Origin of the sequence: Bacillus sp. FSL M8-0049 (assembly GCF_038593355.1) — a bacterium.
Classification (GTDB): Bacteria; Bacillota; Bacilli; order Bacillales; family Bacillaceae; genus Bacillus; species Bacillus safensis.
Map to the genome: position 1 here is coordinate 549597 of NZ_CP151986.1, position 26125 is coordinate 575721.

Below are 26125 nucleotides of genomic sequence, written 5' to 3' on the forward strand. Positions count from 1 at the left end.
AAATGGATTGACGTGATGAACTTGTTTAATCCTTTCGTGATTGAACGCCCATTTTGTAGAAGAAATATCTTAAAGTTAGAGAAGAACAAAAGTAAGTATGATCGTTGATTTTGTCCTTTTAAATCCTAAATTGCAATTATTTCCGATTCGTGTTACAATAAGAATAATTATTTTTGTTCGGCGTAAAGGATAGCATGAAGAAAGACTTTTCGTCTTGAGGATACTTTGGGCAAGGATAGTATAATACATTGTGTGGTATACGCACGAGGAGGCAACAAACATGGAACAAGGTACAGTAAAATGGTTTAACGCAGAAAAAGGTTTTGGATTTATCGAACGTGAAGAAGGCGACGATGTATTCGTACATTTCTCAGCTATCCAAGGTGACGGATTCAAATCTTTAGACGAAGGTCAAAAAGTAACATTTGACGTAGAGCAAGGTTCTCGTGGAGCTCAAGCTGCTAACGTTCAAAAAACTGCTTAATCTTCATCCTTTTAAAACAGGTTCTCTGTAGAGAGCCTGTTTTTTTATGCTTTCACGCATTTTTTCAATAAAAAACCCTACTCAGCGTACAAGTAGGGAGATGTTACAAGGTAATCGTAAAAAAATTCATGCTTCAAAGGTTTATCAACAGTATAGCATATTGGATTTACAATATGCGGAATTTGCCTAAATAAATTCTTTTTTTCTTTAATAAATTGCAGGATGGAAATGTCCGTAGAGAACATGTATTCAAAAATGGTGAGTGTGGAAGAGGTTCTTAACAGAAACTTTTGATTTGCTTTTCTGTGATCCCTTTGATGACTTCTAATTCACTTAGCAAAAATTCATGGGCATCATCTAGCATTTTCTTTTCACTTGCATTGAGTGCTTTCTCTTTCTTCATACGCATCAGATCACGCACAACTTCAGCACCTTCTTGGATGTTACCCGTTTTTATTTTGTTTGTGTTAATTGTATGCCGTTCTTTCCATGTCAGTAATTGATCTGATTTGCCATGCTGGAAAATGTGCATTACATCCTTTAAAGCCAGTATATCTGTAACAGGTCTAATACGTGAACCTGACATTTTACGTGTTGGAATCATTACTTTCATATGACTGATTGCCATTTTAATCACATAATACTGTTGTTTTTCATCAGAGAATTCTTTTTCTTCTATGGCTTCAATTATACCTGCTCCGTGCATTGGATAAACAATGTTATCACCAATTTGAAACATATCATCCACCTCCATAATGTATCTACTTTAAGGGTACCACACTTAGGGGTTAAATAATCAAATTTTTAATAATAACATGTTTATTTATTTGTTGTCAACAAATTTTGTTCTAAAAAAGAGAGGTTATTTTGTGGAAATTTTTGATATGATTTTTTTAATTTGAACATATCCTCCTCGCTATAAGAAAAACAGGATATCCACAATTACTGCTCGGACTCCACCCTTTATATCCGTCATCCTAGTCTTTCAAACGTAAACAGCTGTTTGTGAGGAAATTATGTTAAATAGCTGCAATATAAAAAGACCAGCCATTGAGCCAGTCTTTCAAAATAGAATCCGATCATAATGTCGAAATATCAATCACAAACCGGTAACGCACATCACTTTTCAGCACCCGTTCATACGCTTCATCAACTTGATTAGCGTTGATGACTTCAATTTGTGGTGCGATGTTGTGAGCAGCTGCGAAATCGAGCATTTCTTGTGTTTCTTGGATGCCGCCAACGAGTGAACCAGCTATGCTGCGGCGGCCAGAAATTAATGAAAAGACGTGGAATTGATCCGGCTTAGGCGGTGCACCGACGTTCACCAAGGTTCCATCTACACGGAGTAAGGACAAATAGGCATCCACATTAATGTTGGCAGAGACCGTATTGAGAATAAGGTCGTACTGACCAGCTAGTGTCTGAAACGTATCAGGATCACTTGTAGCAAAATAGTCTTTTGCGCCAAATGACAGTGCTTCTTCTTTTTTATTCAAAGAGCGGCTCAATACTGTCACTTCAGCGCCCAGAGCACTCGCGAATTGAATAGCAACATGGCCGAGCCCGCCCATTCCGACGATAGCAACCTTCTTGCCAGGACCTGCCTTCCAGTGCTTTAATGGTGAATAAGTTGTAATGCCAGCACAGAGAAGAGGGCTTGCGGCATCAAGGGGCAGTTGATCAGGAATGCTGACGACAAATCGTTCAGTCACGACAATTTTTTGACTGTAGCCGCCATAAGTCGGCTTCCCGTCATAGTCACGGCTGTTATACGTTTGGACGACTCCTTTTGTGCAATACTGCTCGTCTCCATTTTGACAATATTCACAGGTGCCGCAGGAATCCACAAAGCAGCCAACGCCCACACGGTCTCCGATCTGAAACTTCGTCACATCATCCCCTACAGCTGCCACGACTCCAGTGATCTCATGACCTGGAACCATCGGGAAAATGCCGCCGCCCCATTCATCAAAAGCGCTGTGGATATCTGAATGACAGATCCCGCTAAATTGAATATCAATTAAAATATCATGTGGACGAAGCGCTCTTCGTTCAATGGTCGTCCGTTCAAAGTTTGCTTTGGCATGTGATACACTTAAAACGTTTGATTGGTGCGTCTGACACATTCTTGATCATCCTTTCAAAAATAAGATTCGATTCTTTCCTCTATACTGTACGTCTTAAAGTGAACTATAAGTCAACAGAAAACCTTCTTTAATAATAAATTCAGGCGTTACAACATTCTTGATATCAAGAATTGAGCCAAAAGCATCTTGCTTTCTTTTTCAAAATGGAGATGATGAGGAAAGGGAGATCGGAAGGTAAGAGAAAGAAGGAGGGCACAATGAAAATAGCACAAGCAGCAAAACAGCTCGATTTATCCACTGCGACACTTAGATATTACGAAAATATTGGTTTGATTAGGGAAATCAAACGTGACGATCATGGGATTCGTGATTATACGGAGGATGATCTTCAATGGATCGAATTTATCAAGTGTATGAGAAATGCAGGGCTCTCGATTGATGCGCTTAGAGAATATACAGCCTTATTTTTTGAGGATGATGATCATACGTTATCTTCGCGAAAAAACATTTTGGTCAATGAACGAGAAAGACTCGTCCAAAAACAAAAGGAAATCGAAGAGACCATTAAACGATTGGATTTCAAAATAGAAAGTTATGAAGATATTATCCACAATCATGAGAAAAAACTCGCTCATCAGCTGAAAACTCATTCTAATTAAACGAAGAAAAACCTGTGAAAAATCACAGGTTTTTTTGATAGAGTTATCTTTTTGTGTAACGCACCCAGTTATAATGTGCGTGGAGTGGGGTAACACCGTTGTAGGAGCCGAGCCATTCATCGACACCTGCACCATTCCACAGGTTCATCATAATTTTCCCTGGTGTTTGAGGAATTTGAGTGGTGGCGGTATGTTTTAATTGTCCATCGACATACCATTTGATAGAGTTTGGCTGCCAGTCAAATGCATACGTGTGATAAGAGTTCGCTGCATCGAAACCAAGGTTGACGATCTTTTCATGATTTCCTACACCATTGGTATAGTAGTTAAACTGTACCTTTGTTGTATCTTTTCCTAGAAATTCAATGTCAATCTCATCCCAAGGCGTGCCATCAGTCGGTCCCGTATAAGTGAAGAAAGAAGAGACGATCCCCACATTTTTGGCTGGCTTCATGTTGACTTCGTACAGCCCGTAGCCGTAAGTTTGTGTGGAGCGGTTTTCTCCGCAGTCAAACTTGTTATAGGCGGGACTTGTGAGCGATAAACGCATTTCACCTGATGAGGTCATCGACACGTTATTTGCACGCCACGTACAGTTAAACATGTTTCCATTCGAGTATCCATCGGCTTTTTGCCACAACCCCGTATTATAGTTATTAAAAGGTTCATAAAACGATCCACCCGTTTGTGCCGAGGCACCAGCTGTAAATGTGGACAAACTCAAGACTAATCCAGTGACAAGCAGCATCAACATTCGTTTCATACGGTACATATTCGCATTCTCCTCTCCTTTTATGGAAGCGCTTTCTTTATTGATCATACATGATTTTTTCAAAAGGGAAAATCGGTCTAATATATGATATTAAAGGAGACTTTTTGCTAGATTCTTCTCTTCTTTTATGAGAAGTTATGAAAGAGAATGGTATAAACAGAAAAAGGCCAAAAACTCATAAAGGATAGTTGAGTTTTTGACCTTTTTTATTTTAAAAAACTTTTGCTTTTTCTTTAGCTTGATCAACTGCCGCTGTTTTAATCTCTTCGGCTAAATGGGGTGTATAAGACATGCCTTCTACGAAGATCTTGTCAAAGGAAGTTACACCAATGAAGTTTAAAACGGTTTGTAAGTGTCTGCTGCCAATTTCCTTGTCCTGCTGGGGTCCGGTCGTATAGATGCCCCCGCATGCCTGAATGTGAATTGCTTTTTTGTTATTTAATAGTCCAATAGGTCCATGTTCTGTATATTGAAAGGTTTTACCGCGCATACAAATGGCATCAATGTAGGCTTTCATGACAGGTGGATGTGAAAAATTCCACATAGGATTGACGAACACGTACTTGTCGGCCTGACAGAATTGATCAAGCAAATGTGCAAGGGCCTCTAGTTTTTTCTGATGATCTGGCTGTAATTCATCAAATGATTGTCCAGATTGAAGCTTTGCCCAAGATTCAATCACATCTTGATCAATTTGCGGGATGTCTGTTTTATATAAATCAAGGCGAATGATTCGATCTTCTGGATGTGCTTCTTGATAGGCGCTGATGAATGCTTCTCCAACAGTTAAGCTGTATGATGCAGAAGGACTGCTTGGGTGTGCGGTAATATATAAAAGGGTACTCATAATGTTTCTCTTCCTTTCAAATGTAGTTTAAAGGGCAAATTGTGCGATTCCGTCTCCATAAGACCAGTTATCCTGAGTTACTTCGATCAAATTGATAAATAGATCTTCTGTTCTTACGTTGGCGGATTGGTGCAATTGTTTGCTTAATTCTTTATAAAATTCCTTTTTCATTTCTGTTGGACGGCCAATATTTAAAAATATTTGTACGATCAACAATTCGTCAGATCGTTCAATTTCTAAACAAGTCGGATGAAAATTGAAGTTTTCTTTCTCGAGTTCCTCTATAATTAAAAAACGATCATCACTAGGAACCTTTAGATGGTCAACAATGACCTGTCCAATTATGTCTCTTATTTCGTTTTTAGCCTCAAGGGAACGACCTTTGATCATAGATACACGGGTTAAAGGCATATTCATCACTCCTATTGTTTGATGGGTACATGATGATGTTACCGCTAGAGAGGAATTTTAAGAATGTAGGTTAGTTCGTGTTTGTTCGTCTGAATAAAAGAAAATTGAATCTGGGTGATAAAATGACAAACCATGAAGCTTGGATTGATCAACTCATAAAACAATTAAGGACAAGACCGGCCCGTAATGCCAGCACAAAAATGAGGCAGATCGATTTAGCAAGGTTGATCGGTGTAGATACTAGAACTGTACAGTTATGGGAAAACGGTGAGCGTATGCCAAGTGTAACGAACTTAAAAAAGCTCATTTATACCTTTTTGATAGAAGAAAAGTTTATAGAGGGTCAAGAAAAACAAGAAGCTCAACACCTTTGGGGAGCAGCAAAACGAGCGTTTGAGGCAAATTCTTTATCAAACCGCTCCTTTCCTTCATTCGATGATGTTTGGTTTGATCATCTGCTCACTCAGCGTGAGATAAGTGATCTGAACCTGATTGACACGCCAACGGAGACTTTACATACAGCTTCATTACAAACTGTGATGGGGAAAAGAATGGACCACTTTATCGGCAGAATCAAGGAAATAGAGGATCTACATCGTTTTCTAGCGACGCCTCAATGTGTAACGATTGTAGGCCCTGGAGGAATTGGCAAGACATCTTTAGCGATGAAAACAGCTCAAACTCTGTCAAATCTATATGAAGATGGTATGTATGTATTGGAGCTCTCCTCACTTCAAGATCCAACTTTATTCACACATTTTCTTTATTCACAGCTAGAAATAAAAGAAAGGTCCAATCAGCCAGAATTACAATCCATCCTCGAGTTTATCGGTCATAAGAAACTATTGTTCATTTTTGATAATTGTGAACACCTGATTCAAAAATGTGCAGAACTCATAGATCAGCTTCTGTCTGCTGCACCAAATATCAGTATTATCGCAACGAGCCAGGAGCCGCTCAATATTCAGGGAGAGCGGATATATCGGCTTTCTCCCTTAACAAAACCAAAAAAAGATGAAAGCTATCAGATGGAACATCTACTAGAATTTGAAGCGGTTCGTCTTTTTATTGAACGTGCGAAATCCATTGTTCCTGATCTCGTTATCTCTCAACACAATATACAATTCATCGCTGATATATGTACAAGGCTGGACGGGATACCATTAGCTATTGAATTAGCTGCTTCCCGTCTGAATATCTTGACACTAGAACAGATCCTAAAGCGGTTAGATCAATTGCTCTCCTTCCTAACACAAGGAAACCGAACGGCAGCCCCGCGTCAACAGACTTTAAAGGCTGCGATTGAATGGAGTTATCAATTGCTGACACAAGAGGAGCAAAAATTACTTAGAAAAATAAGTGTGTTTGTAGGCAGTTTTACTTTAGAGGCCGTTGAAGAGGTTTGCGGATCATCTTCTCTAATAGAGGTAAAGAGTGACGAAGTGTTACATTTGGTTTCTAGCTTAGTGAATAAGTCATTGCTTTCGATTGAACAGTCAATAGACGGGCGTCGAGTGAGGTACTTTTTATTAGAAGGAATTAAACAATATGCACAAGAGCAGTTCAATGCATTAGAAAGTGAGGAATGTAGAAAATTCATTCGTCGTCAATATATGACGTACTATCAACAGTTTGTTCTTGAAATGGATAAGAAGTTTAGAACATCAAGCCGAGATATTATTCTAGCATCTATCAGAGATGAATATGCTCACATTCTTCATATCCTCACATCCTGCTATACACAGACTAATGAACAAGAGAAGAGCATAGGTTTGAGTATAATTGGGGCGATGTATTGGTTTTGGGTGCATGAAGGCAGCGCAGATGAAGGAGTTCTTTGGTTTGAGCGCTTTCTCAGTGTACTGCCATCAGCAGACGATGGGCATGAATCATTGCTGGCAAAAGTATATCATGGACAAGGCGTCCTGCTCTTTATTTTGGGACAGGATAATCAGTCACTGATCAGTGCATCTAAAAGTTTAAAAATAGCCCGGAAATATAAAATGTCTTCTTATATTTCATCTTCTCTGCGCTTAATGACCTATATATCTTTAAAGACTCACTCCTTAGAGGCAGCCGAACGTTATATTAAAGAAAGCATAGAGGTAGCTAAAAGGGCAAAGGATGGATGGAATATAGCTAGTTCTTATAATGCGTATGGTTTGATTCAAATGAAGCAAGGAAATGATGAGCAAGCAGCTAAACTGTTCAAGAGCAGTATTGAGTACTTTGAAGAAGTAAACGATAAGTGGGAGCTGTCAGCCCCATATGAGAACCTAGGTTATCTCGCTTTGAAACAAGGCCATACTAAACAATCTATTCCGTATTTTAAAAAGGTCCTGACGCTGGGATTAATGTATCAAGGCGCGTGGATTTTCACTCGTGGATTAATGGGAATCATTCTTTCATTAGTGTCAGGACAATGCTATCACGAAGCAAGTATCATGATTGGCGTATTTCAAAAAATAAATAGAGCTTCATTTCAACAGCCTGTGACTGAAGATTATCAGCAGGCACTCATTCTTATCAGACAGAACCATGATCACCATCTGATAGAAGAAGCAGTAAGGTATGGGGAACAGCTTCATAAGGATGAGCTCATCACATGGTTGGATGAATATGAGAATAAGACAAAGGGCTAAAATAAAGATCATTTTAGCCCTTCATCAAAAATCTGAAAGGGTCTTTGTCTAAGGCCTTTTTTGTATGCTATTTCATGTCTTATTGTGGATGCGCAATGTCAACTAGGCACTCCACAAACTCTTTCTTTCGCGAGTAAAAAGGAAAATGATCAGCATCAAGGGTATAAATACGCTCAAAAGATCTAGTGGCATACATCTGTCTTTGCAAGTCAATCGGAATGGAGCGGTCTTTTGTTGTTTCAATATAGACGCTAGGCACATGTCCAAAGCGTATATTTGTTAGAGAGACCTTATCTTCAAAAGGCTGAACAGGCTGTGGGCGTATATTCCTTTTGAACAATTGCAGATCTTCCTCCGAACTTTCGTTGAGCATATCCTCTGCAATGAATTCTTCAATTAATGTGAGGGTCTGATCCTTTTCGTTAAACGCTGCTTTAGGACCACCTGATGCAATATCACTGACGGCTTGTCCATTCTCTGGAACAAAGGCGCAGACGTATACAAGTTTTTTGATCTTCTCTGGTATTTCCTCTGCTGCTTGTGATATGACCATTCCGCTCATACTGTGTCCTACTAAAATGACAGTCTGGTCTATTTTTTCAATTGTTGAAACAACTTTTTTTACATAGCTTTTTAGTGATACGTCCTGTGGAGGCGTAACATCTTCGCCGCTGCCAGGTAAATCAATAGCAACTACTTTATGACCTTTTTGTTGAAGAGCAGGTGTTATTTGGTCCCAGCACCAGCCACCTTGAAATGCACCATGAACGAATAGGAATGTATTCAATGAGATCACCTCTATTGTTTGATGTAACTATTATAGTTACACTTAGAGATCCAGTCAAATGATATCGATTAAAAAAGAATGATTGACAAAGCGGACAGTTGTCCGTAAGATAATACCGTTACAATTGTCCTAAAGAGAAGCAAAGAAATTTGATTTACACATAGAGATACGTGCAATGTGGATGAAGGTAAAGAAGGTGAACATGGTGGAAAAGGATATTGGGGAAGAAATTGAAGAGATCGCTTTCTCCTTGTTTCAAGAATTTGGTGTAGAAAATGTCAGTATGCATAAAATTGCGAAAACAGCTGGTGTTGGGCAGGGTACTCTTTACCGCCGCTACGCCAATAAAAGTGATTTGTGCCTTTCTATCCTTGGGGAGAGATTTGAACAGCTGATTCCAGCTTTGCATCTTTACTTGAGCAAAATAAGTGATCAGCCGGTTCGTGAACGTTTGCGCTACGTTCTCGAAGAAATTCATCTGATCGTCGGTCACCATTTAGACTGGATTCGGATGCTCACAATCTCTGGGAATTTAGAGCAGACAAGTAAAGTGTATGAGAGTCATTACAGTCAATCGCTTAGACAAATCATTCGTGATTTGCTTGAAGAAGCGAGAGAAAAGGGAGAAGCAAACATACAGGATATAGAACTGACAACGTTATGTATGTCCTCTCCAATGACGCCTGAGCTCATGTTTTATATACATGAATCCGGCTATTCAATCGAAAAAATTGCTCAATTTGCTGCAGAAAAACAGATTTTATCCGTCTTTCAATAGACATGAAAGTGGCTCATTTCTGACCACCCTGACTTCCTAAGGTTCATCTAAATTGAAAAAGAAAAGGAGCCAACTTAATATGAACAAACAGAAAGCAGCAGCTTCTGACATTCGAACGCTGCCTATTATTATTTCTTTTATCACAGCTGGATTTATTGGCCTGTTCAGTGAAACGGCATTAAACATGGCGCTGAGAAGTTTAACGTTAGACTTTGGAATTGAAGCGACGACTGCTCAGTGGCTGACAACAGGATATTTATTAACACTTGGTATTCTCGTACCGATTTCAGGACTCATTCTTCAATGGTTTACGACAAGACAGCTTTTCATTACATCGCTCGTCTTTTCAATCATCGGAACATTTATTGCGGCGGTTGCGCCGGTCTTTAGTATTTTAATGGTAGCACGTGTCGTGCAGGCAGTCGGCACAGCATTGCTTCTGCCATTGATGTTTAATACGATTTTGGTCATCATCCCGCCTCATAAACGAGGCAGATCGATGGGGATTATTGGTCTTGTGATCATGTTTGCACCAGCTGTCGGTCCGACCGTCTCTGGTCTTATTCTGAAATCGCTGACGTGGCATTGGATTTTCTGGATTTCACTTCCTTTATTAATGGCTGCACTCGTATTTGGTTATATCTTTATGCAAAATATTACAGAACCAACAAGACCGAAAATCGACATCTTATCAATTGTGCTTTCAACCATTGGTTTCGGCGGAATTGTATATGGCTTTAGCAGTGCCGGTGAAGGCGGCGGCTGGAGCAGTATGCATGTCATCGTTGCAATTGTAGTTGGTGTCATAGGGATTCTTGTGTTCTCCTTAAGACAGTTGAACATGAAAGAACCAATGTTGAACTTAAGCCCGTTTAAATATCCAATGTTTGTCATTGGGTTACTTCTGATTTTAGTGTGTATGATGGTGATGTTGTCTGCTATGATGATTTTGCCATTGTATCTGCAAACGTCCTTGGCGCTTTCTACATTTACAGCAGGTTTAATGCTATTGCCAGGTGGAATTATCAACGGACTTCTATCTCCAATCATGGGTGGTCTATTTGATAAGTTTGGTCCAAAATGGCTTGTCATTCCAGGTCTTGTCATTGTCGCAGCGACGATGTTTGGCTTTACGAATCTAAGTGTGAATACGTCGATTGGATTCATTGTAACCCTTCATATTACCTTAATGATCGGAATCGCGATGATCATGATGCCTGCTCAAACAAATGGATTGAATCAGCTGCCGCCAGAGCTATATCCGCATGGTACAGCGATTATGAATACATTGCAGCAGGTGGCAGGAGCCATTGGTACTGCGATCGGTATCTCGATCCTTTCATCAGGAGCCCGCAGCTTTATGGAAAATGTGTCTGATCCCGCAAATCCGGTGAATCAGCTGCTCGCCTTCACAAATGGCGTCCAGCATGCATTTATCTTTGCAGTGATCATGACCGTCATTGGTTTAATCATCGCTTTCTTCATTAAACGAGTGAAGGTAGAACAACAAGTATCATAAGAGAAATGAAAAGCACTGAGGGCATAGCGCCGCAGTGCTTTTTTATTTGCTCCATGCTTGTTTCAAAGAGAGTGAAAACGGGGAGATAGGTAAAAAGTGAATTATTGATAATTTACTGCTGGTTCAGTAGAGGAAAAGAGGAAAAGGAAACGAATGAGTAACTAAGAAATGAATAAGATAGGAGTCTGAGATCATGAACTTAGAAGAACAAATCAAAATCGCTGCTTCATTACGCCAGCCATCTGAAGACTCATTAGCGAGTCAATCGGAACTAAAGCCAGTAAATCCTCCTGAAGTGAACAAAATGGAATATGATATTCCAACAAGTGCTGGTGAAACAAAGGTGTGGGTATTTAAGCCGGTGAACACATCAAAACAGCTGCTTCCTGTTTTTGTGAATTTACATGGCGGCGGATTTATCATGGGCAGTGCTGAAATGGATAATCCATGGTGTCCAGTTATTGCAGACAGGGCGCAATGTATTGTCGTCAATGTCGAGTATCAGCTTGCCCCAGAGCACCCATTCCCAGCCGCTCTTCATGAATGCTATGATGTCCTGAAGTGGCTGTATGAACATCCTGACGAGCTTCAAATCGATCGGAATGCATTAGCCATTGGTGGACATAGCGCAGGAGGAAACTTGGCAACGGCTGCATGTCTATTGAATATTCAAAAAGGAAATACAATCCCAATTGTCTATCAAGTGCTTGATTATCCGCCGCTTGATCTAGCCACTGATCCAGCAGAAAAGCCAGCGTTTGAAGAAGCAATCCCAGTTGAATTGGCGAGACTCTTTAATTCCTTCTATCTGCAAGGCCAAGATCCGCACAATCCGCTCGTTTCTCCGGTTTTTGCAGATCGTTCATCCTTAGCACAAATGCCTCCAGCTCTCGTCATCACAGCAGAGAAGGATTCGCTGGCTGAAGAAGCCGAGCAATATGCTGCCAAGTTAAAAGAAGCTGGGGTAGACGTCACGTACAGACAATTTAAAGGCGTTCCACACGGCTTCACGCACGCCGGAGATTTAGCCATAGCTGAAGAGGCTTGGCATTTGATGGGTGATCAATTAAAGAAAGCGTTTGAATAAAAAAGCAGAGTGACTCAAAAGCACAGGAGACAATGGGCCTGTGCTTTTATTACTGTTTCTGAAAAAGAAAAGTGAATGTAAAAAGGGTCAGATATCTTTCCTCAAGGAATTATCCCTGGCTACTATATGAATAAGACTCATTGGAATTCCATTTACCTTGATGCAGACATTCCATCCTCATTTGTAGAGGAGTTAATTGAACATTCCTACCAATTGGTTTTTCAAAAATGAACAAAAAAATCTCAACATGACATCCTCCAAAATGATTCAAAAGGAAGTGACTGAGGAGCTGTATCTAAGTTAGACAAATGCCCTTTGACTCTCTTCAAAATTGACTTGCATGAAATGCTGTCGTTATAATTTAACCAGTAAGAAGACATGAATAGGGGGATATAAAATGGGCTATACAGTCATTACAGGAGCAAGCTCGGGTATTGGATATGAGGCGGCTCTCGCCTTTGCAGCACGAGGGAAAAATCTTATATTAGCTGCACGCCGGCTTGATAAACTCCAAGAATTGAAGAAGAAGATTCATGATCAATATCCCGATATCAAAGTAGTCATACAGTCAGTCGATTTAACAAACATAGAGCAAGTGTATTCATTTTATGAATCATTGTCAGATTATGAGCTGGATACGTTCATTAATAATGCAGGGTTTGGTCACTTTGGCTCTATAGGAGAACAAGATTTAAGTAAAATTGGGGATATGCTTCATCTGAATATCGAAGCATTAACGATTCTATCCACCTTATTTGTTCGTGATTATGAGCAAGTAGAGGGAGCGCAGCTCATTAACATTTCTTCACGAGCCGGCTATACAGTCGTCAGCAATGCCGTCACCTATTCGGCCACGAAGTTTTACGTGAGTGCCTTTACAGAAGGACTGGCACTAGAGTTGAAAGAAAAGGGAGCTAAGTTACAGGCAAAAATATTAGCACCTTCCGCGACAGAATCAGAATTTGCAAAGCGTTCATTGGATGTAGACGAATTTGAATATGAAGGCAATTTCAAGAAATATCATACATCAAAAGAAATGGCAGCTTGTCTGCTTGAGCTTTATGACAGTGAAAAAACAGTCGGTATTGTGGACGGAAAGACATTCGAATTTGAATTGAAAGATATGATCTTTTCACACGCTGGTACAAGTATGAAATAACAATTCTCATCACTGAGGTAGATTTCCTTAGTGATTTTTTTATGGCATGATTGGCTGTGTGGTCAAGCATAGGAGAAATGTAACAAGTGAAGGCGATTAAGCATTACAAAATTGCCCTTCGTCACTTTACAGAAAAGGATTTTGTAAGTCCTAAGAAGATCGCTCAAAATGGATATCGATTATTTGATGAGAAAAATGCTTTAAAGAAACTAATGAAAAAAACACCTTCGCGTTAGGTGTTTTTTTCATGCATTCTTTGATAAAACAAAGAATCACAAGTCCAGTAGATAAGACTGCTCATGATGATGATGGGTAAAGACGCCTGGCTCCCAATACCATCAATGAAAAAGAGCATGACAACCATTGCAATCAATAAATAAGCAGCTAAATAAAGAGGATGGAAAGCCTTTGGCTGCAAAGAAAACAATAACTGCAAAGGAACCGCAAAGACGAAATAAAAAACAAAAAAGATAGGAATATAAAATATCAGAAACGCAGGCTCAGCTTGAATAGGTGGAAATAAGCAGACAAACAAGCCGAGTAAAATAGAGCTGATGAATAGTGTGATTAGGATTTTGTAAAAGGGTCGAAGCGAATGCAAAATGTATACTCCTTTTTTGTAAAATTTACTATATTTTATCATAAATTCATTATCAAGCATCGGTTATTTTGAAAATACGCCACCTTCAATACTCAACTTAATTACAGCAAATTTAGGTATTAAGAATTGAATAAATCATTAATATAACGCCCTTTTTACCTTTATTTGGTTATATATCTTTAGCCTCATGCCGATGAATGAATGTATGGTATAAAGTAAATCCTATAGATAGAGTTTAGCCATGAATCCATCAAATGAGGAAAAGAGATGATCCAATGAACATGACAAAATGGTTAGGTGCTGTCCTTCTTTCTGTTTTATTACTGGTGACAGCAGCCTGTGCGAACACGGGCACTCAAGAGAATAGTCAAAATGAAAAAGAGAACGTATCGAGTGAAACAAAAGAGAAAAACAAGGCGGTTGAAACAGGGAATAAGTCCTTATCTAATATTAAGGTATTAGCCACGGGCGGGACGATTGCTGGCAGTTCAGACAGTGATACAGATACGACGGGCTATAAATCTGGTTCACTCGGCATTGATAAAGTCATTGATTCAGTTCCACAGCTGAAAGATATTGCAAATGTCACGGGTGAGCAGGTTGCGAATGTCGGCAGTGAAAATGTTGATAACGCTCTTCTTTTAAAATTAGCCAAGCGAGTGAATGAACTATTAAAAGATGATCAAGTAGATGGCATTGTCATCACGCATGGAACAGATACACTTGAAGAAACAGCTTACTTTTTACATCTGGTTGTCAAAAGTGATAAGCCTGTGGTGGTCGTTGGCTCAATGAGACCAGCATCGGCAATCAGTGCGGATGGTCCGCTCAACTTGTATCATGCGGTGAAAATTGCATCAGCCAAAGAAGCAAAGGGCAAAGGGGTCATGGTCACATTAAATGATCGAATTGCTTCGGCTCGATTTATTACGAAAGCAAACACGACCACAACCGATGCCTTCAAGTCACTTGAGCAAGGATACATCGGAGTAGTTACTGGTGAAGTGGTGTCCTTTTATAACGAACCGACAAGAAAACATACGACTGAAAGTGAATTTGATGTATCAAAGATAAAAGAATTGCCGCAAGTTGATATTTTATACGGCTATCAAAATGATCAAAAATATATGTATGATGCCGCAGTCAAAGCAGGTGCGAAAGGGATTGTCGTGGCTGCAGCAGGAAATGGAACGATGTCAACAGAAGCCATCAAAGGGGCAACAGACGCAGTGAAAAAAGATGTCGTTGTTGTGAGATCAAGCCGTACGGGGAATGGGATTGTCACCCGCGAAAAAACGGATGATGAACATCACTTTGTGTCCTCTGATTCATTAAACCCGCAAAAAGCACGTATTCTGCTCATGCTGGCACTGACGAAGACAAAAGATCCAGTTAAAGTGCAAAGGTATTATGAACAGTATTAATGAAGAAAAAGACCCGAGTCATATTGGGTCTTTTTTTATGCATGTTCCTGATGTTCAGCACGCTCCTTTAAAGAGAGTAAAATATCTCGCCAAATATCGTCTACATCAGTAAGAAAGTGCCCTGCTTGATCTATATAATGGGTTTTGACGTTTGGAATCGCCTGAGCTATTTTTTCTATTTCTACAAATGGAGCCATTGTATCTTCTTTTCCGTGCCAGACATCAACAGGGATTTGAATATCTTTCATATCGAATGCCCATGGTTTTGAGAGTAAAATGGGTTCACGAATACATTCATCCACCGATTGACGAGTCGCTTCGTATAAATGTGTCATCATCATCTCTAACTGCTCATCGGTTTGAAGGAATTGCCGATCCCACGGATGTAAATGCTTGTTCCCGTTTTTGGCCAGCTTCTTAAATTTCTCTGGTTTGTTCTCAATCATTTTTTTCTGGGAACGATAGCTTGCTTTCAATAGCCAAGGAAACTTCTTACTAAGGAAAAAGGCTAATTTATTTTCTTTTAGCATACTTTTCGGCGGTTTTCCGCCTTGAAAAGGGGTTGTACTTGAGATCAGAGCGGCTGAAAGGACGCGATTCGGCAATTGATAGGCACAACCAGCTGCGAATGCGCCGCCTCCAGATACACCCATCACTGAAAAATGTTGAATGCCAAGATCATCTGCCACTTCCAGCACGTCTTTTGCCCAGTCTAAAATTGTACGGTCAGGGAGAGGGGTGGATAAACCGAATCCAGGTCGATCCAAACAGATGAGACGAATGCCGAGCTTTTGAGAGATTGGATCATCATCTAAAAACATCACTCTTGATCCAGGTGTTCCATGAAAAAAGAAAATTGGAAACCCCTCAAGATCACCGTATTGAGTCAAACCAATGTACCGGCCATCTTGTAAATGAATGCTTTGCATATTTTCATCTCCTTAATAGTTTAGTTAACTTAAATGTTAGTGAGAGAAACACCGTATTAAGGCGCTTCTTTTGCAATCTGATAGATCTTTTCGTATAGAGATAGTAATGTTTTTAAATCTTCTTTTGGAAGCTTTGCATAATATTTTTGAATAAGGTGCAATTGAATGTCTTCCGTATTCTTGTGATAGTCATGGCCCTTTTGAGCAAAATCAACAATGATTTCTCTTCGGTTATGTGGATTAATTTCTCGTTTGACATAGCCGAGCTGCTCAAGCTTTGATACAAGCTGGCTAGCTGCGCTGGCAGAAATCGAAAAGTAATCAGCTAATTCATTGATTGTTCTCGTATTCGTGCGCAATAGCTCAAGTGTCAACTCTTGTTTGGCTGATAAATCTGCATACTCATGTTTTAAAAATCGTTGATACTCTTCTACATAAATTGAGCCTAGAGCATTCGAGTATTCAATGATCTTTTTACCGTAATGAATGATTTCCTCATCCAATGACATCACCTCTCTTCTATTATAGGCAATCTTTATATTTAAGTGAAATTAAATATAAAGAAAAGTTAAATGAATGACGGATATACTTGAAAGGGAGATCACCGGTATATCCACTTTTTCATCAAAAAGGGACATAGTATACTTCCCATGACCCCTGCACATTCATAAAGTGTCGTTGGCTTGAATTTGAACACGTAGTACGCCAAAGCAGCCATGAAAAGGTCGCAGAAGAAAAATACATATAAGTCCTTTTTGGTGATAGCACAAATGACTGTTCTATTTGTTTTCACATGAATCACTCCTTATGAAGTCCAATGCCTTTTTCATTGTATTATGAGGAAAATCCATTTATAATAAAAAAATAAACCAACTGGTCGGTTTTATTTTGTCCGTATGAAGAAATGCAGGGTAGAAAGGGATTGTGACACATGACAAGTACACAAAGCGGGGCTGGAAAGAGTGAGAAGACGAAGCAAAAAATCGTCACCGCTTCTCGTGATTTATTTGCAAAAAAAGGTTATTCAGAAACATCCGTGCGTGATATTTTAGAGGCTGCTGAGGTGAGTAAAGGCAATCTCTATCATCATTTCAAAGGAAAAGAGTTTTTGTTTCTTCATATTATGGAAGAGGATCATCGTTTGATGATGGAAACGTGGCATGAGGAGAAGAAAACACTGAACCGAGCTATCGACAAGCTTGCCGGGTTTGCAGAACTGCTCAGCCAAATGGGCATTAACTACCCATTAATGAGAGCGAGTGAGGAATTTTGCGCCAGTGCCTTTACATCAGACGAAGTCATGGAACGGCTGAACAAGATTGATGTCGATTTTGATGATGTGATGAGAGATATCTTACTTGAAGGAAACAAAGATGGCAGCTGGTCGATCCAGCAGGTGGAGTCAAAAGTGAAAATATTACTTTCCGTTTTTTATGGATTAGACGTGTTATATAAAAATGACACCATCGAGCAGAAGAAAGAGTTACAAAAAGAGGCGATCTCATTGTTTATTCACGGAATCAACCATCATGAGTAACAAGTGAGTCAGTAAAGGGGAAACAAACATCATGCAAAAACCGATTCGTGAGCAAAAAGCAGTACTCGTTATTTTATTAAGTAATATATTTATTGCGTTTTTAGGCATCGGTCTCATTATTCCTGTCATGCCGCTATTCATGAATGTCATGCATCTAACAGGAAGTACAATGGGATACCTTGTGGCGGCGTTTGCCGTTGCTCAGCTCATCGCATCACCTATTGCAGGTAGATGGGTAGACCGCTACGGAAGAAAGATTATGATTGTGTCTGGGCTGTTTCTATTCGCATTATCAGAACTCGTTTTTGGTCTTGGTACACACGTGTATGTTCTGTATGTTGCAAGGCTTCTAGGCGGTATTAGTGCGGCATTTATTATGCCGGCTGTCACTGCGTATGTCGCAGATATTACGACCGTTCAAGAAAGATCAAAGGCGATGGGTTATGTCTCTGCGGCCATTAGTACCGGTTTTATCATTGGCCCGGGAATTGGCGGGTTTATTGCAGAATACGGCGTACGCCTGCCATTCTTCTTTGCGGCAGGGATTGCGTTTATTGCCGTTATTTCGTCTATGTTTATGCTGAAGGAGCCTTTAACAAAAGAAGAGCGAGCGAAGCAAATGAATGAAGTGAAAGAATCGACTTTCTTTAAAGATTTGAAAAAATCAATTCATCCAAGCTACCTCATCGCCTTTATCATTGTGTTTGTCCTCGCATTTGGACTATCTGCATATGAAACAGTCTTTAGCTTGTTCACAAATCATAAGTTTGGATTTGGTCCAAAAGATATTGCCGTGATCATTACCGTCAGCTCGATTGTGGCTGTCATCATACAAGTACTTGTGTTTGGTAAGCTGGTAAATGCCCTAGGTGAAAAAAGAGTCATTCAGCTATGTCTGATTATCGGGGCTGTCCTTGCTTTCGTTTCAACTGTTGTTTCAGGCTTTTTGGTTGTTCTGATTGTCACATGTGTCATTTTCCTTGCCTTTGATTTATTACGTCCAGCATTAACGACCTTCTTATCTAAAATCGCTGGCAACCAGCAAGGATTTGTCGCAGGAATGAACTCCACCTACACAAGCCTAGGTACGATTTTCGGGCCGGCACTTGGCGGCATCTTATTTGACCAAAATATTCACTTCCCATTTCTATTCGCAGGTGTTGTCTTATTTCTTGGATTAGGCTTAACCCTGATTTGGAAGGGAAAAGTGTCAGAAGAGGCAGCGGCAGAATAATGTCATGCAGAAGTAAGAGACCTTTTAACTAAGGTCTCTTTCTTTAATTGCGTGATTGATGCAGAAGAATTCATTTTGCTGAAAAGAGACCTGAATGTCAGCAGCTTTTTCTTTATAATGGAAGGGAAGGAGGAGAAATCGTGCATTTCTTAGAACGGCAAAAGACACCATCAATGAAAAAAGGAATTCGGCAGATCGATCCGGCATATCCAGTGTTTGTAGATGCGGTCATGGATGGCGTCATACAAGGACATCTTTATGTAGATGATGAAGCGCATCCGCTTGTTTATTTTCTCGAAGCTTCATGCGGCATTTATTATGTGGCAGGAAGGAGTGAAGCGGAGCTGTTACGCTGCTCAGCCTTCATTGTGGATATGTACGAAAGGCAGAAAAGACAAAACGGCCGATTCACCTTATTTTCAGCAAATTCATTAACAGATGCGATGATGAAAAAATGTCTTGGGTCACATCTGAATGAAATGGAAAGACATGCGTACGTTTATTCACAGGCATATTCTCATGCCACTCAGCCTCATCCAGGCTATAGAGTAGAGCGGACAAATGAGCGGGTGATGACTGCAAGCAGGGCTTTTCCTCCTAACTATTACGAAGCCTATTGGGGAGAAACAGCTCGTTTTCTATCAAAGGGAATCGGGATTGCCATTTTAAATGGAGAGAACGTGGTGAGTGAATGCGTCTTTATTTTTTCAAGTATGGATCGTGCGGAGATAGATATTTGGACAGATGAGTCTTATCGCGGAAAAGGTTTGGCGCTGCTGGCAGCTCAGCATATGATCAGCACCTGTCTTGAAAAAAAGAGGACACCGCATTGGGATTGCGATGTCCATCACCTAGCTTCAATCAAACTGGCAGAGAAGTTAGGCTTTCAGAGGCTCAAAACCTATCGATTGTTTTATGGTTCAAGATGAGAAGGTTTTGAGATACCAAGCATCCATTGCAGAATGCTCAGAGCCTTCAAGCGGTTCTGAAAGAAGAGAAAAGCCATACCGCTGATAAAGGCCTATAGCCGCTGTTAATTCCCGGCGGGTCTCTAAATAACACGCTTCGTAGTATGTAGAGGCATACTCCAGCGCCGTATCCATCAGTTTTTTGCCCGCACCTTTTCCTTGTGCTTTTGGACTTAAATAAAGCTTTTGTAATTCACATACTCCATTTGTAAATGGAGCAATCCCTACACCGCCCACAATCTCACCCTGCTCTTCAGCAATCCAATAGGCTGCATGAGTCAATGATTGATAGTATTCGAAAAGCTGGTCAAGTTGGGGATCAGTGTAGGCTGTTCCTTCAATCGCTAGATTCGCTGATTCTAGTGACTGGCGGATAATCGCTGCGATATACGGGTTGTCTTTTTGCTCAATGGGTCTAATGTTCATTTGAAGTACCTCCATTTTTATGGGTTAGGAGTTGATATCACATGTTCTGGCTGCAAACCGCCTTTTTTACAATCGTTGTCTTGTGTCTCTCATGGTGGGCAGGGAAAAGACGCCGGCAGCGCCATGCGGGGTTCATTGTTCCTATATGCTTGATTTTATTTGGTTTGGTTTTATTGATTGTTAGTTTTTTTATTGGCAGATGGGAAGGCATGGCGCTTAGTCTAGCGAGTGTCTCTATCGTTCTCTCTTCCATCATTTGTTTAATCATCGTCACTGGGATTCAATTTTTTAAAAAAGACGACTTTTCTTAAGCAGGAGCATCTGTATTCATCATGTGTTTATATTCTTCTCGAAGGATGCCCATGATGATGACATCTGAGTATGTACCGTTGAAATAGAGCGCTTGGCGTCTTTTTCCTTCGTATTGAAATCCGGCTTTCTCATAGCTTCGAAAGGCCCTTGGATTGTGGGAAAAGACTTCAAGCTCAAGACGGTTGAGTTCTAATGTGTTAAAGGCAAATGCTTGAACCATCCGAACAGCTTCAGTGCCATAGCCTTTTTGAAAATACTCTGGCCCGTGAAGCGCAATGCGGAAGCTTGCCGTATGATTGATTGGATCAATGTCCACAATCGCCGCATCTCCAATCATCTCTTTCGTGTCTAGTAGACAAATGGCGAAATCTCGTCTGCTGTCATCCTGCAAAAAGCGGGTATAGGCGGAGCGAATTTCTTCTAGTGTGAACGTTTTGCGTGTGCCAGTCATATAAAGTGTTTCTGCATGCTGGCATCCTCTTTGAATACCAGGATAATCTTGCTCTTCAATCGGTCTCAAAAATATACGAGTCATGACGGATCACCCTCCTCTATATATCGAGAGATTTCAATTAAATTCAGATCAGGATCACGGATATAAACAGATTCAATTGGACCTAATGTACCTGTGCGTCTGACCGGCCCCTCTTCAATGGGGACCACTTGCTTCCGGAGGTGCAGCAGCAAACTGTCCATGTCTAAATCGGTGATAAAGCACAAATCATGAGAACCAGGAAGAGGATGAGCCGCTTTTGGCTCAAATTCATGACCAGCTTCATGAAGGTTGATCTTCTGTAAACCAAAACGAAGCGCTTTACGGCCTTCACCAAAAGTTTCTTCCTTCATCCCTAATACGTTTGTATAAAAGCGAATGGTGTCCTCCATATGTTGTACAGTCAACACGATATGATCAAGTCGTCGTATCATCAGTCTCTCCTCCAAGTATGATCATTGATTGAACTGACTCTATTATATCATCACCTGAAGAGGATACCTTATTTAATCACGGTTTTATAGCTCCAGCTTTCCAAGGACATTTCCTTTCCACGCAGTACCCTTTCATCAAACTCCATCCAGCCATTTTTTCGGTAGAAATGACGATTGGCCTCGTTGTGCGTCATCAGTGTGAACAGTCCGCCGCCTTGCCGGGCGATAAAGGGAAAAAGGCATTGCTTTAACATGCGGCTTCCGAGTTTTTTTCCTTGCTGGTCTTTTGCCACGACAAGTGCTTCTAAATACCAGTAAGGCTGCTTTAAGGAAGAACATGCCTTTTTCGCCTCCTTTAACACACGGAACACATGCTGAACCGCCGATATACCGCCAATGAAGAGCAGCTTTAACCCACCTGACAACACATAATCCATGACGCTTGGTTCAGGAAGACGCGGATGCTTTAAAAGGGCAGCAGACACAATGTTCTCGTTTTCAACCCCGACCAAACAGATTTGATGCTGAAAATACACCTTTGTATTGACCAAATGCAGCTGACGAGCGAAAGCAGACCGGTTTGAGACCTTTTCACATAATAGGTCAAAAAATGAATAGTCCTGAAACGAATCATCTAACAACTCTGCCACTTGAGGCAGTTCATCCTCTCTAGCAAGTCTAAAATGAAACATATAATGGTCCTCCTTTACTGAACACATATAGATTATTGAACATGTGTTGAGTATAATAAGAAGTAAACCAATCGAACATCGGCAATGGATGAGATCCTGTTCATAAATAGACATTTGGCGCCTGATTGTTCAACAATGGAGGGGATGTCATGAAGGACAGACGAACAATCAAAACAAAAAGAGCCATTCGGGAAAGCTTCCTTGAGCTGTTAAAGGAAAAGGAAGTGCAGCAGATTACGGTATCAGAGCTATCAAGGAAAGCGGATTTAGGCAGGGGAACCTTTTATTTGCACTATCAAGATGTGTTTGATTTATATGAACAGCTTGAGAAAGAACTATTCGATCAGCTCGGGGGGTTATATGATGAAACCTTTCCAAGTCAGGACCCTCTTGATATGCTTTCCTTTTTAAACAAAACGACGGAGTACTTGAAAGAGAATCAATATATGTTGACGTTATTTGTAAAACCAAATGGTCCAACGACAAACCAATTCAAAGCATTTTTCAAAGAAAAAATCATGAAAGAGTGGCAGCTTGATCAGCGGCCGATTACAGAGAATGAGCAAATAGAGGCCTCTTTTGTCGTGTCTGGTGTCGTGGGTGTACTCGAGGAATGGATTCACGAAGAAATGACTATTGATGCCGGCAAGCTCGCGCATAAATTATACGAGCTTCTCCTCAAGGTGGAACAGGAATCGTAAAAAGTTATGTAGCCTTTGTCTTTCCTTTTTGATAAAATAGAATATATGTTCTTATTTGAAGTAAGGGAGTGGTGGGAGTGAGTGAGAAAAGGAAGCTGCTTTTTTATGGGGCGATGAGTATCGATGGATATTTAGCGAGAGAGGATCACCGGCTCGATTGGCTGATAGGGACAGAGGGCGAAGAAGAAACGAGCTATGACACCTTTTATGCGTCAGTCGATACACTGATCATGGGGCGCAATACATATGAACAAGTTCTTCAGCTGTCACCAGATGGGTTTCCTTATGAAGGAAAGACTTGTTATATCATGTCACGTACGTTACAAGACAGTCTGGAAGGAACCCATATCATTCGCGAAGATGTCTTATCATTTGTGAAAAAATTAAAGAATGAAACAGGCCGGAATATTTGGATTGTCGGCGGCGGGGGACTGCTTCAATCTTTCATAAAAGAAAGATTGGTTGATGAGCTTTTTCTTCAAATCGTACCTGTCATCATTGGAAGAGGAATTCCTCTCTTTTCGCCGGCGGATCTGGAATCCAAGTTTTCATTACAGGAAGTAAATCAATATAAACAAATTGCTGAAATGCATTTTATCTTAAAAGAAGAGGATCACTGAACCAAGGTGGTCTTTTTTTTATGAAATAAACTCGTTGACAAGAAAATATCCTAGTGTTAGGATAAATTTATCCTAGTTTTAGGATTTCTTGAAAAAGGAGTAGTTGCCATGGTGCAGCATGATCATGAATTAGATTTAAGGCTATTCCGCGTGTGGATGAAAGCCTATCAAGCCCTTTTTACAAATATCCAAAAAGACATTGAACGTTATGATATCGGATTTGAAAACTTTCAGATCCTTGAATTGCTCTACAGTAAAGGGCCTCAGCCTGTTCAAAAAATTAGCGATATCCTCTCAATCCCAAGTGGAAGCATGACATATGTCGTGAACAAACTAGAAAAACAAGAACTGGTGAAAAGGCAATGTGCGCCTTCAGATAAGCGGGTATTTCATGTACGGCTGACGGAAAAAGGGAAGCAATTGTTTGACGATATTTTCCCTAAACACACAGAGGTCATTTCGCAAAATCTAGCCTTTATTGAAAAAGAAGAAAAAGAGCAGCTCATTGAATTACTGAAAAAAATCGGTTTAGGTGCAAAACAACTTCGCGAAAAGGGGAAACAAGATGACACTCAGCTTTGATACGTTGGTACGTGAAAGACGATCCGCATCAAATTTTTTGCCAAATATCTCGATTTCGAGAGAAGAGCTTAACAGCATATTTGAAGAGGTCAAGCTGGCACCATCCGCTTTTAACTTGCAGCATACACAATATGTTGTCGTCCAAACAGAAGAGCTGAAAGAACAAGTAAGAAAAGCGGCATTTGGACAATATAAAGTGCACTCTGCTTCAGCAGCGATCATCGTACTCGGAGATCCAAAAGCTTATGAGCACGCAGGGAACATATATGAAGGCCTAAAAATGCTAGGCATTATCAATGCGCAGCAATATGAAGAAATGGTCAGAGAGACCGTGAGCTTTTATGTGCAGAGAGGAGCCGATTTCCAGAAGGAAGAGGCGATCCGCAATGCTTCCTTATCTGCCATGCTGTTTATGCTTGCCGCTAAAAATAAAGGCTGGGATACTTGCCCGATGATCGGATTTGATCCCGAAGCAATGAAAAAGGTATTAAACATTCAATCAGATTTGGTTCCTGTGTTAATGATTACACTCGGAAAAGAAAAAGTAGAGAGCAGACAAGCGAGAGGCTATAGAAAGCCAGTTTCTGAATTTGTGACATATTTATAAGACAGGGGGTTCCCATCATGGAACTAGGAATTAGTACATTTGTTGAAACAACACCCGATTTTCAAACAGGAAAAACAGTCAGTCACGCACAGCGTATTCGAGAAGTAGTAGAAGAAATTATTTTAGCAGATCAAGTCGGTCTCGATGTATTTGGCGTAGGTGAGCACCACCGTGAGGATTTCGCCGCATCGAATCCAGCTGTCGTCTTAGCAGCTGCAGCCACACAAACAAAAAATATTCGTCTGACAAGTGCAGTGACAGTCCTTTCATCAGCAGATCCTGTTCGTGTATTTCAGGATTTTGCAACGCTGGATGGACTATCAAACGGACGTGCAGAAATTATGGCAGGCCGTGGTTCATTTATTGAATCATTCCCGCTCTTTGGCTATGACCTTGATGACTATGAAGAATTATTTGAAGAAAAGCTTGATTTGCTGTTGAAATTACAGCAGTCAGAGCGTGTAACATGGAGCGGAAAGCATCGCCCGTCCATTCAGGATGTTGGGGTATACCCAAGACCTGTTCAAGATCCGCTTCCAATCTGGATCGGCAGTGGAGGAAATCGTGAATCTGTCGTACGTGCTGGATTACTAGGGTTACCGCTTGTACTTGCCATCATTGGCGGAAGTCCTAGACAGTTCGCACCGCTCGTTCAGCTGTACAAGCAAGCGGCAATGCACGCTGGACATGACCCTGAGAAATTAACTGTAGCATCACATTCTCATGGATTTGTTGCGGCAGAAACAGACCTGGCAGCAGATCAATTCTTCCCATCTACACAGCATGTGATGAACACATTAGCGAGAGAGCGCGGCTGGGGACCTTATACTCGTTCTACGTTTGATGCAGCGAGAACTTTAGAAGGGGCGCTGTATGTAGGAGATCCAAATACAGTGGCAGAGAAAGTCATTCACCTTAGAAAAAATGTAGGCATCACACGTTTTATGCTTCATGTACCGGTTGGTTCAATGCCGCATGATCAAGTGCTGAAAGCCATTGAGCTATTTGGAAAAGAAGTGGCTCCTAAAGTAAGAGAAGAGGTTGCCCGCTGGGAAGCAGAGCAAAAATAAATAAAAAGGCCGACCAAGAGAATAGGCTTGATCGGCCTTTTCTTATGCTTAAGGATCAGTGATACATGGTTTTACTGTAGGGCATTTGGCAGCAGAAGCAAATGGTGTGATCGCCAAGGAGAAGAGGAAAACAAGTTGAAAACAGATGAGCCATTTTTTCATGAAATCACCTCCGTTCACAATTGTTTCACTAGATTGAGGTGAGGATAAATGCATAGAAGTATGTAACGCACTCTATCCAGCATAAGACAATGATATCA

At 40.6% G+C, this 26125-nt stretch carries 31 protein-coding genes and 1 pseudogene; 19 read left to right on the top strand and 13 right to left on the bottom strand.

Going from position 1 to position 26125, the window contains the following annotated elements; genetic code table 11:
• Positions 1-280 precede the first annotated feature (280 nt).
• On the top strand, positions 281-484 hold the full coding sequence (locus NSU13_RS02685) for a cold-shock protein (protein WP_003214229.1): 204 nt from the start codon (positions 281-283) through the stop codon (positions 482-484).
• Positions 485-761: 277 nt separating this feature from the next.
• Here the strand turns inward: NSU13_RS02685 and NSU13_RS02690 are convergent, their stop codons facing one another.
• Together NSU13_RS02690 and NSU13_RS02695 are read right to left on the bottom strand one after the other, a co-directional pair.
• Positions 762-1223, bottom strand: coding sequence for a CarD family transcriptional regulator (locus tag NSU13_RS02690; RefSeq protein WP_139336392.1), 462 nt, complete (start codon positions 1221-1223; stop codon positions 762-764).
• A 340-nt stretch (positions 1224-1563) separates the two neighbouring features.
• On the bottom strand, positions 1564-2613 hold the full coding sequence (locus NSU13_RS02695; protein ID WP_202739414.1) for an NAD(P)-dependent alcohol dehydrogenase: 1050 nt from the start codon (positions 2611-2613) through the stop codon (positions 1564-1566).
• 218 nt (positions 2614-2831) lie between these two features.
• Here NSU13_RS02695 and NSU13_RS02700 point away from each other — a divergent pair, with 218 nt between their 5' ends.
• Complete coding sequence (locus tag NSU13_RS02700) at positions 2832-3233, top strand: MerR family transcriptional regulator (RefSeq protein ID WP_008346757.1); 402 nt, start codon at positions 2832-2834, stop codon at positions 3231-3233.
• Between the two features lie 43 nt (positions 3234-3276).
• On the opposite strand, the gene NSU13_RS02705 is transcribed toward NSU13_RS02700, so the two are convergent.
• The 3 genes from NSU13_RS02705 to NSU13_RS02715 form a co-directional block, all read right to left on the bottom strand.
• A complete protein-coding gene (locus NSU13_RS02705) occupies positions 3277-4005 on the bottom strand; it encodes a glycoside hydrolase family 16 protein (protein ID WP_046313988.1) in 729 nt (242 codons plus the stop codon).
• Positions 4006-4216: 211 nt separating this feature from the next.
• On the bottom strand, positions 4217-4852 hold the full coding sequence (locus NSU13_RS02710; RefSeq protein ID WP_342489827.1) for an FMN-dependent NADH-azoreductase: 636 nt from the start codon (positions 4850-4852) through the stop codon (positions 4217-4219).
• 27 nt (positions 4853-4879) lie between these two features.
• Positions 4880-5263 (bottom strand): tautomerase family protein, encoded by a 384-nt coding sequence (locus tag NSU13_RS02715; protein WP_008346751.1) that lies wholly within the window; start codon positions 5261-5263, stop codon positions 4880-4882.
• A gap of 122 nt (positions 5264-5385) precedes the next feature.
• Between NSU13_RS02715 and NSU13_RS02720 the strand changes: the two genes are divergently transcribed.
• The gene (locus tag NSU13_RS02720; protein WP_342489828.1) at positions 5386-7905 is read left to right on the top strand and encodes a helix-turn-helix domain-containing protein; all 2520 of its coding nucleotides are present in this window, start codon (positions 5386-5388) and stop codon (positions 7903-7905) included.
• 79 nt (positions 7906-7984) lie between these two features.
• Here NSU13_RS02720 and NSU13_RS02725 read toward each other — a convergent pair whose 3' ends face one another.
• Positions 7985-8692 (bottom strand): alpha/beta fold hydrolase, encoded by a 708-nt coding sequence (locus tag NSU13_RS02725; RefSeq protein ID WP_342489829.1) that lies wholly within the window; start codon positions 8690-8692, stop codon positions 7985-7987.
• Positions 8693-8897: 205 nt separating this feature from the next.
• Here NSU13_RS02725 and NSU13_RS02730 point away from each other — a divergent pair, with 205 nt between their 5' ends.
• From NSU13_RS02730 to NSU13_RS02755, 6 genes and pseudogenes are all read left to right on the top strand, one after another.
• On the top strand, positions 8898-9470 hold the full coding sequence (locus NSU13_RS02730) for a TetR/AcrR family transcriptional regulator (RefSeq protein WP_024425406.1): 573 nt from the start codon (positions 8898-8900) through the stop codon (positions 9468-9470).
• A 79-nt stretch (positions 9471-9549) separates the two neighbouring features.
• Positions 9550-10989, top strand: coding sequence for a DHA2 family efflux MFS transporter permease subunit (locus NSU13_RS02735; RefSeq protein ID WP_342489830.1), 1440 nt, complete (start codon positions 9550-9552; stop codon positions 10987-10989).
• Positions 10990-11182: 193 nt separating this feature from the next.
• Positions 11183-12076, top strand: coding sequence for an alpha/beta hydrolase (locus NSU13_RS02740; RefSeq protein ID WP_202739412.1), 894 nt, complete (start codon positions 11183-11185; stop codon positions 12074-12076).
• Between the two features lie 102 nt (positions 12077-12178).
• A pseudogene (locus NSU13_RS02745) lies at positions 12179-12307 on the top strand (MmcQ/YjbR family DNA-binding protein); the annotation flags it as partial.
• Between the two features lie 166 nt (positions 12308-12473).
• Positions 12474-13235: an SDR family NAD(P)-dependent oxidoreductase gene (locus NSU13_RS02750; protein ID WP_342489831.1), complete on the top strand. Its 762-nt coding sequence runs from the start codon at positions 12474-12476 to the stop codon at positions 13233-13235.
• A gap of 86 nt (positions 13236-13321) precedes the next feature.
• Entirely contained in the window at positions 13322-13471 is a 150-nt protein-coding gene (locus NSU13_RS02755; RefSeq protein WP_342489832.1) for a hypothetical protein, read from the top strand.
• Here NSU13_RS02755 and NSU13_RS02760 read toward each other — a convergent pair.
• On the bottom strand, positions 13468-13836 hold the full coding sequence (locus tag NSU13_RS02760; RefSeq protein WP_306654788.1) for a UPF0715 family protein: 369 nt from the start codon (positions 13834-13836) through the stop codon (positions 13468-13470). The two genes, NSU13_RS02755 and NSU13_RS02760, sit on opposite strands and share 4 nt — an antisense overlap.
• Before the next feature lie 275 nt (positions 13837-14111).
• Between NSU13_RS02760 and NSU13_RS02765 the strand changes: the two genes are divergently transcribed.
• Complete coding sequence (locus NSU13_RS02765; RefSeq protein WP_342489833.1) at positions 14112-15260, top strand: type II asparaginase; 1149 nt, start codon at positions 14112-14114, stop codon at positions 15258-15260.
• 35 nt (positions 15261-15295) lie between these two features.
• On the opposite strand, the gene NSU13_RS02770 is transcribed toward NSU13_RS02765, so the two are convergent.
• The gene (locus NSU13_RS02770; protein ID WP_262090556.1) at positions 15296-16189 is read right to left on the bottom strand and encodes an alpha/beta hydrolase; all 894 of its coding nucleotides are present in this window, start codon (positions 16187-16189) and stop codon (positions 15296-15298) included.
• A gap of 56 nt (positions 16190-16245) precedes the next feature.
• A complete protein-coding gene (locus tag NSU13_RS02775) occupies positions 16246-16698 on the bottom strand; it encodes a MarR family transcriptional regulator (protein WP_342489834.1) in 453 nt (150 codons plus the stop codon).
• Positions 16699-17120: 422 nt separating this feature from the next.
• Between NSU13_RS02775 and NSU13_RS02780 the strand changes: the two genes are divergently transcribed.
• The 3 genes from NSU13_RS02780 to NSU13_RS02790 all read left to right on the top strand — a co-directional run bounded on the left by NSU13_RS02780 (position 17121) and on the right by NSU13_RS02790 (position 19889).
• Positions 17121-17726 (top strand): TetR/AcrR family transcriptional regulator, encoded by a 606-nt coding sequence (locus NSU13_RS02780; protein ID WP_041106413.1) that lies wholly within the window; start codon positions 17121-17123, stop codon positions 17724-17726.
• Between the two features lie 31 nt (positions 17727-17757).
• Positions 17758-18960 carry a tetracycline resistance MFS efflux pump gene (locus tag NSU13_RS02785; RefSeq protein WP_034284096.1) on the top strand — a complete coding sequence of 401 codons (1203 nt, stop codon included), beginning with the start codon at positions 17758-17760 and terminating at the stop codon, positions 18958-18960.
• Between the two features lie 140 nt (positions 18961-19100).
• On the top strand, positions 19101-19889 hold the full coding sequence (locus NSU13_RS02790; protein WP_342489835.1) for a GNAT family N-acetyltransferase: 789 nt from the start codon (positions 19101-19103) through the stop codon (positions 19887-19889).
• On the opposite strand, the gene NSU13_RS02795 is transcribed toward NSU13_RS02790, so the two are convergent.
• A complete protein-coding gene (locus NSU13_RS02795) occupies positions 19881-20354 on the bottom strand; it encodes a GNAT family N-acetyltransferase (RefSeq protein WP_041106421.1) in 474 nt (157 codons plus the stop codon). The two genes, NSU13_RS02790 and NSU13_RS02795, sit on opposite strands and share 9 nt — an antisense overlap.
• 41 nt (positions 20355-20395) lie before the next feature.
• On the opposite strand from NSU13_RS02795, the gene NSU13_RS02800 reads away from it, so the two are divergent.
• Positions 20396-20665 carry a YesK-like family protein gene (locus NSU13_RS02800; RefSeq protein ID WP_034284090.1) on the top strand — a complete coding sequence of 90 codons (270 nt, stop codon included), beginning with the start codon at positions 20396-20398 and terminating at the stop codon, positions 20663-20665.
• On the opposite strand, the gene NSU13_RS02805 is transcribed toward NSU13_RS02800, so the two are convergent.
• The 3 genes from NSU13_RS02805 to NSU13_RS02815 all read right to left on the bottom strand — a co-directional run bounded on the left by NSU13_RS02805 (position 20662) and on the right by NSU13_RS02815 (position 22285).
• A complete protein-coding gene (locus NSU13_RS02805) occupies positions 20662-21201 on the bottom strand; it encodes a GNAT family protein (protein WP_342489836.1) in 540 nt (179 codons plus the stop codon). The two genes, NSU13_RS02800 and NSU13_RS02805, sit on opposite strands and share 4 nt — an antisense overlap.
• Positions 21198-21593, bottom strand: coding sequence for a VOC family protein (locus tag NSU13_RS02810; protein WP_024425420.1), 396 nt, complete (start codon positions 21591-21593; stop codon positions 21198-21200). The genes NSU13_RS02805 and NSU13_RS02810 overlap by 4 nt, the downstream gene beginning before the upstream one ends.
• Positions 21594-21661: 68 nt before the next feature.
• Positions 21662-22285: a GNAT family N-acetyltransferase gene (locus tag NSU13_RS02815; RefSeq protein ID WP_073204022.1), complete on the bottom strand. Its 624-nt coding sequence runs from the start codon at positions 22283-22285 to the stop codon at positions 21662-21664.
• A 149-nt stretch (positions 22286-22434) separates the two neighbouring features.
• Between NSU13_RS02815 and NSU13_RS02820 the strand changes: the two genes are divergently transcribed.
• The 5 genes from NSU13_RS02820 (at position 22435) to NSU13_RS02840 (ending at position 25865) form a co-directional block, all read left to right on the top strand.
• The gene (locus NSU13_RS02820; protein ID WP_024425422.1) at positions 22435-22986 is read left to right on the top strand and encodes a TetR/AcrR family transcriptional regulator; all 552 of its coding nucleotides are present in this window, start codon (positions 22435-22437) and stop codon (positions 22984-22986) included.
• Positions 22987-23063: 77 nt separating this feature from the next.
• Positions 23064-23606, top strand: a complete 543-nt coding sequence (locus NSU13_RS02825; RefSeq protein WP_098677652.1) for a dihydrofolate reductase family protein — start codon at positions 23064-23066, stop codon at positions 23604-23606.
• Between the two features lie 108 nt (positions 23607-23714).
• The gene (locus tag NSU13_RS02830; RefSeq protein WP_041116800.1) at positions 23715-24188 is read left to right on the top strand and encodes a MarR family transcriptional regulator; all 474 of its coding nucleotides are present in this window, start codon (positions 23715-23717) and stop codon (positions 24186-24188) included.
• Positions 24172-24795 carry a nitroreductase family protein gene (locus tag NSU13_RS02835; protein WP_342489837.1) on the top strand — a complete coding sequence of 208 codons (624 nt, stop codon included), beginning with the start codon at positions 24172-24174 and terminating at the stop codon, positions 24793-24795. The genes NSU13_RS02830 and NSU13_RS02835 overlap by 17 nt, the downstream gene beginning before the upstream one ends.
• A 17-nt stretch (positions 24796-24812) precedes the next feature.
• Positions 24813-25865 carry an LLM class flavin-dependent oxidoreductase gene (locus tag NSU13_RS02840; RefSeq protein ID WP_342489838.1) on the top strand — a complete coding sequence of 351 codons (1053 nt, stop codon included), beginning with the start codon at positions 24813-24815 and terminating at the stop codon, positions 25863-25865.
• The last annotated feature ends 260 nt before the right edge of the window (positions 25866-26125 follow it).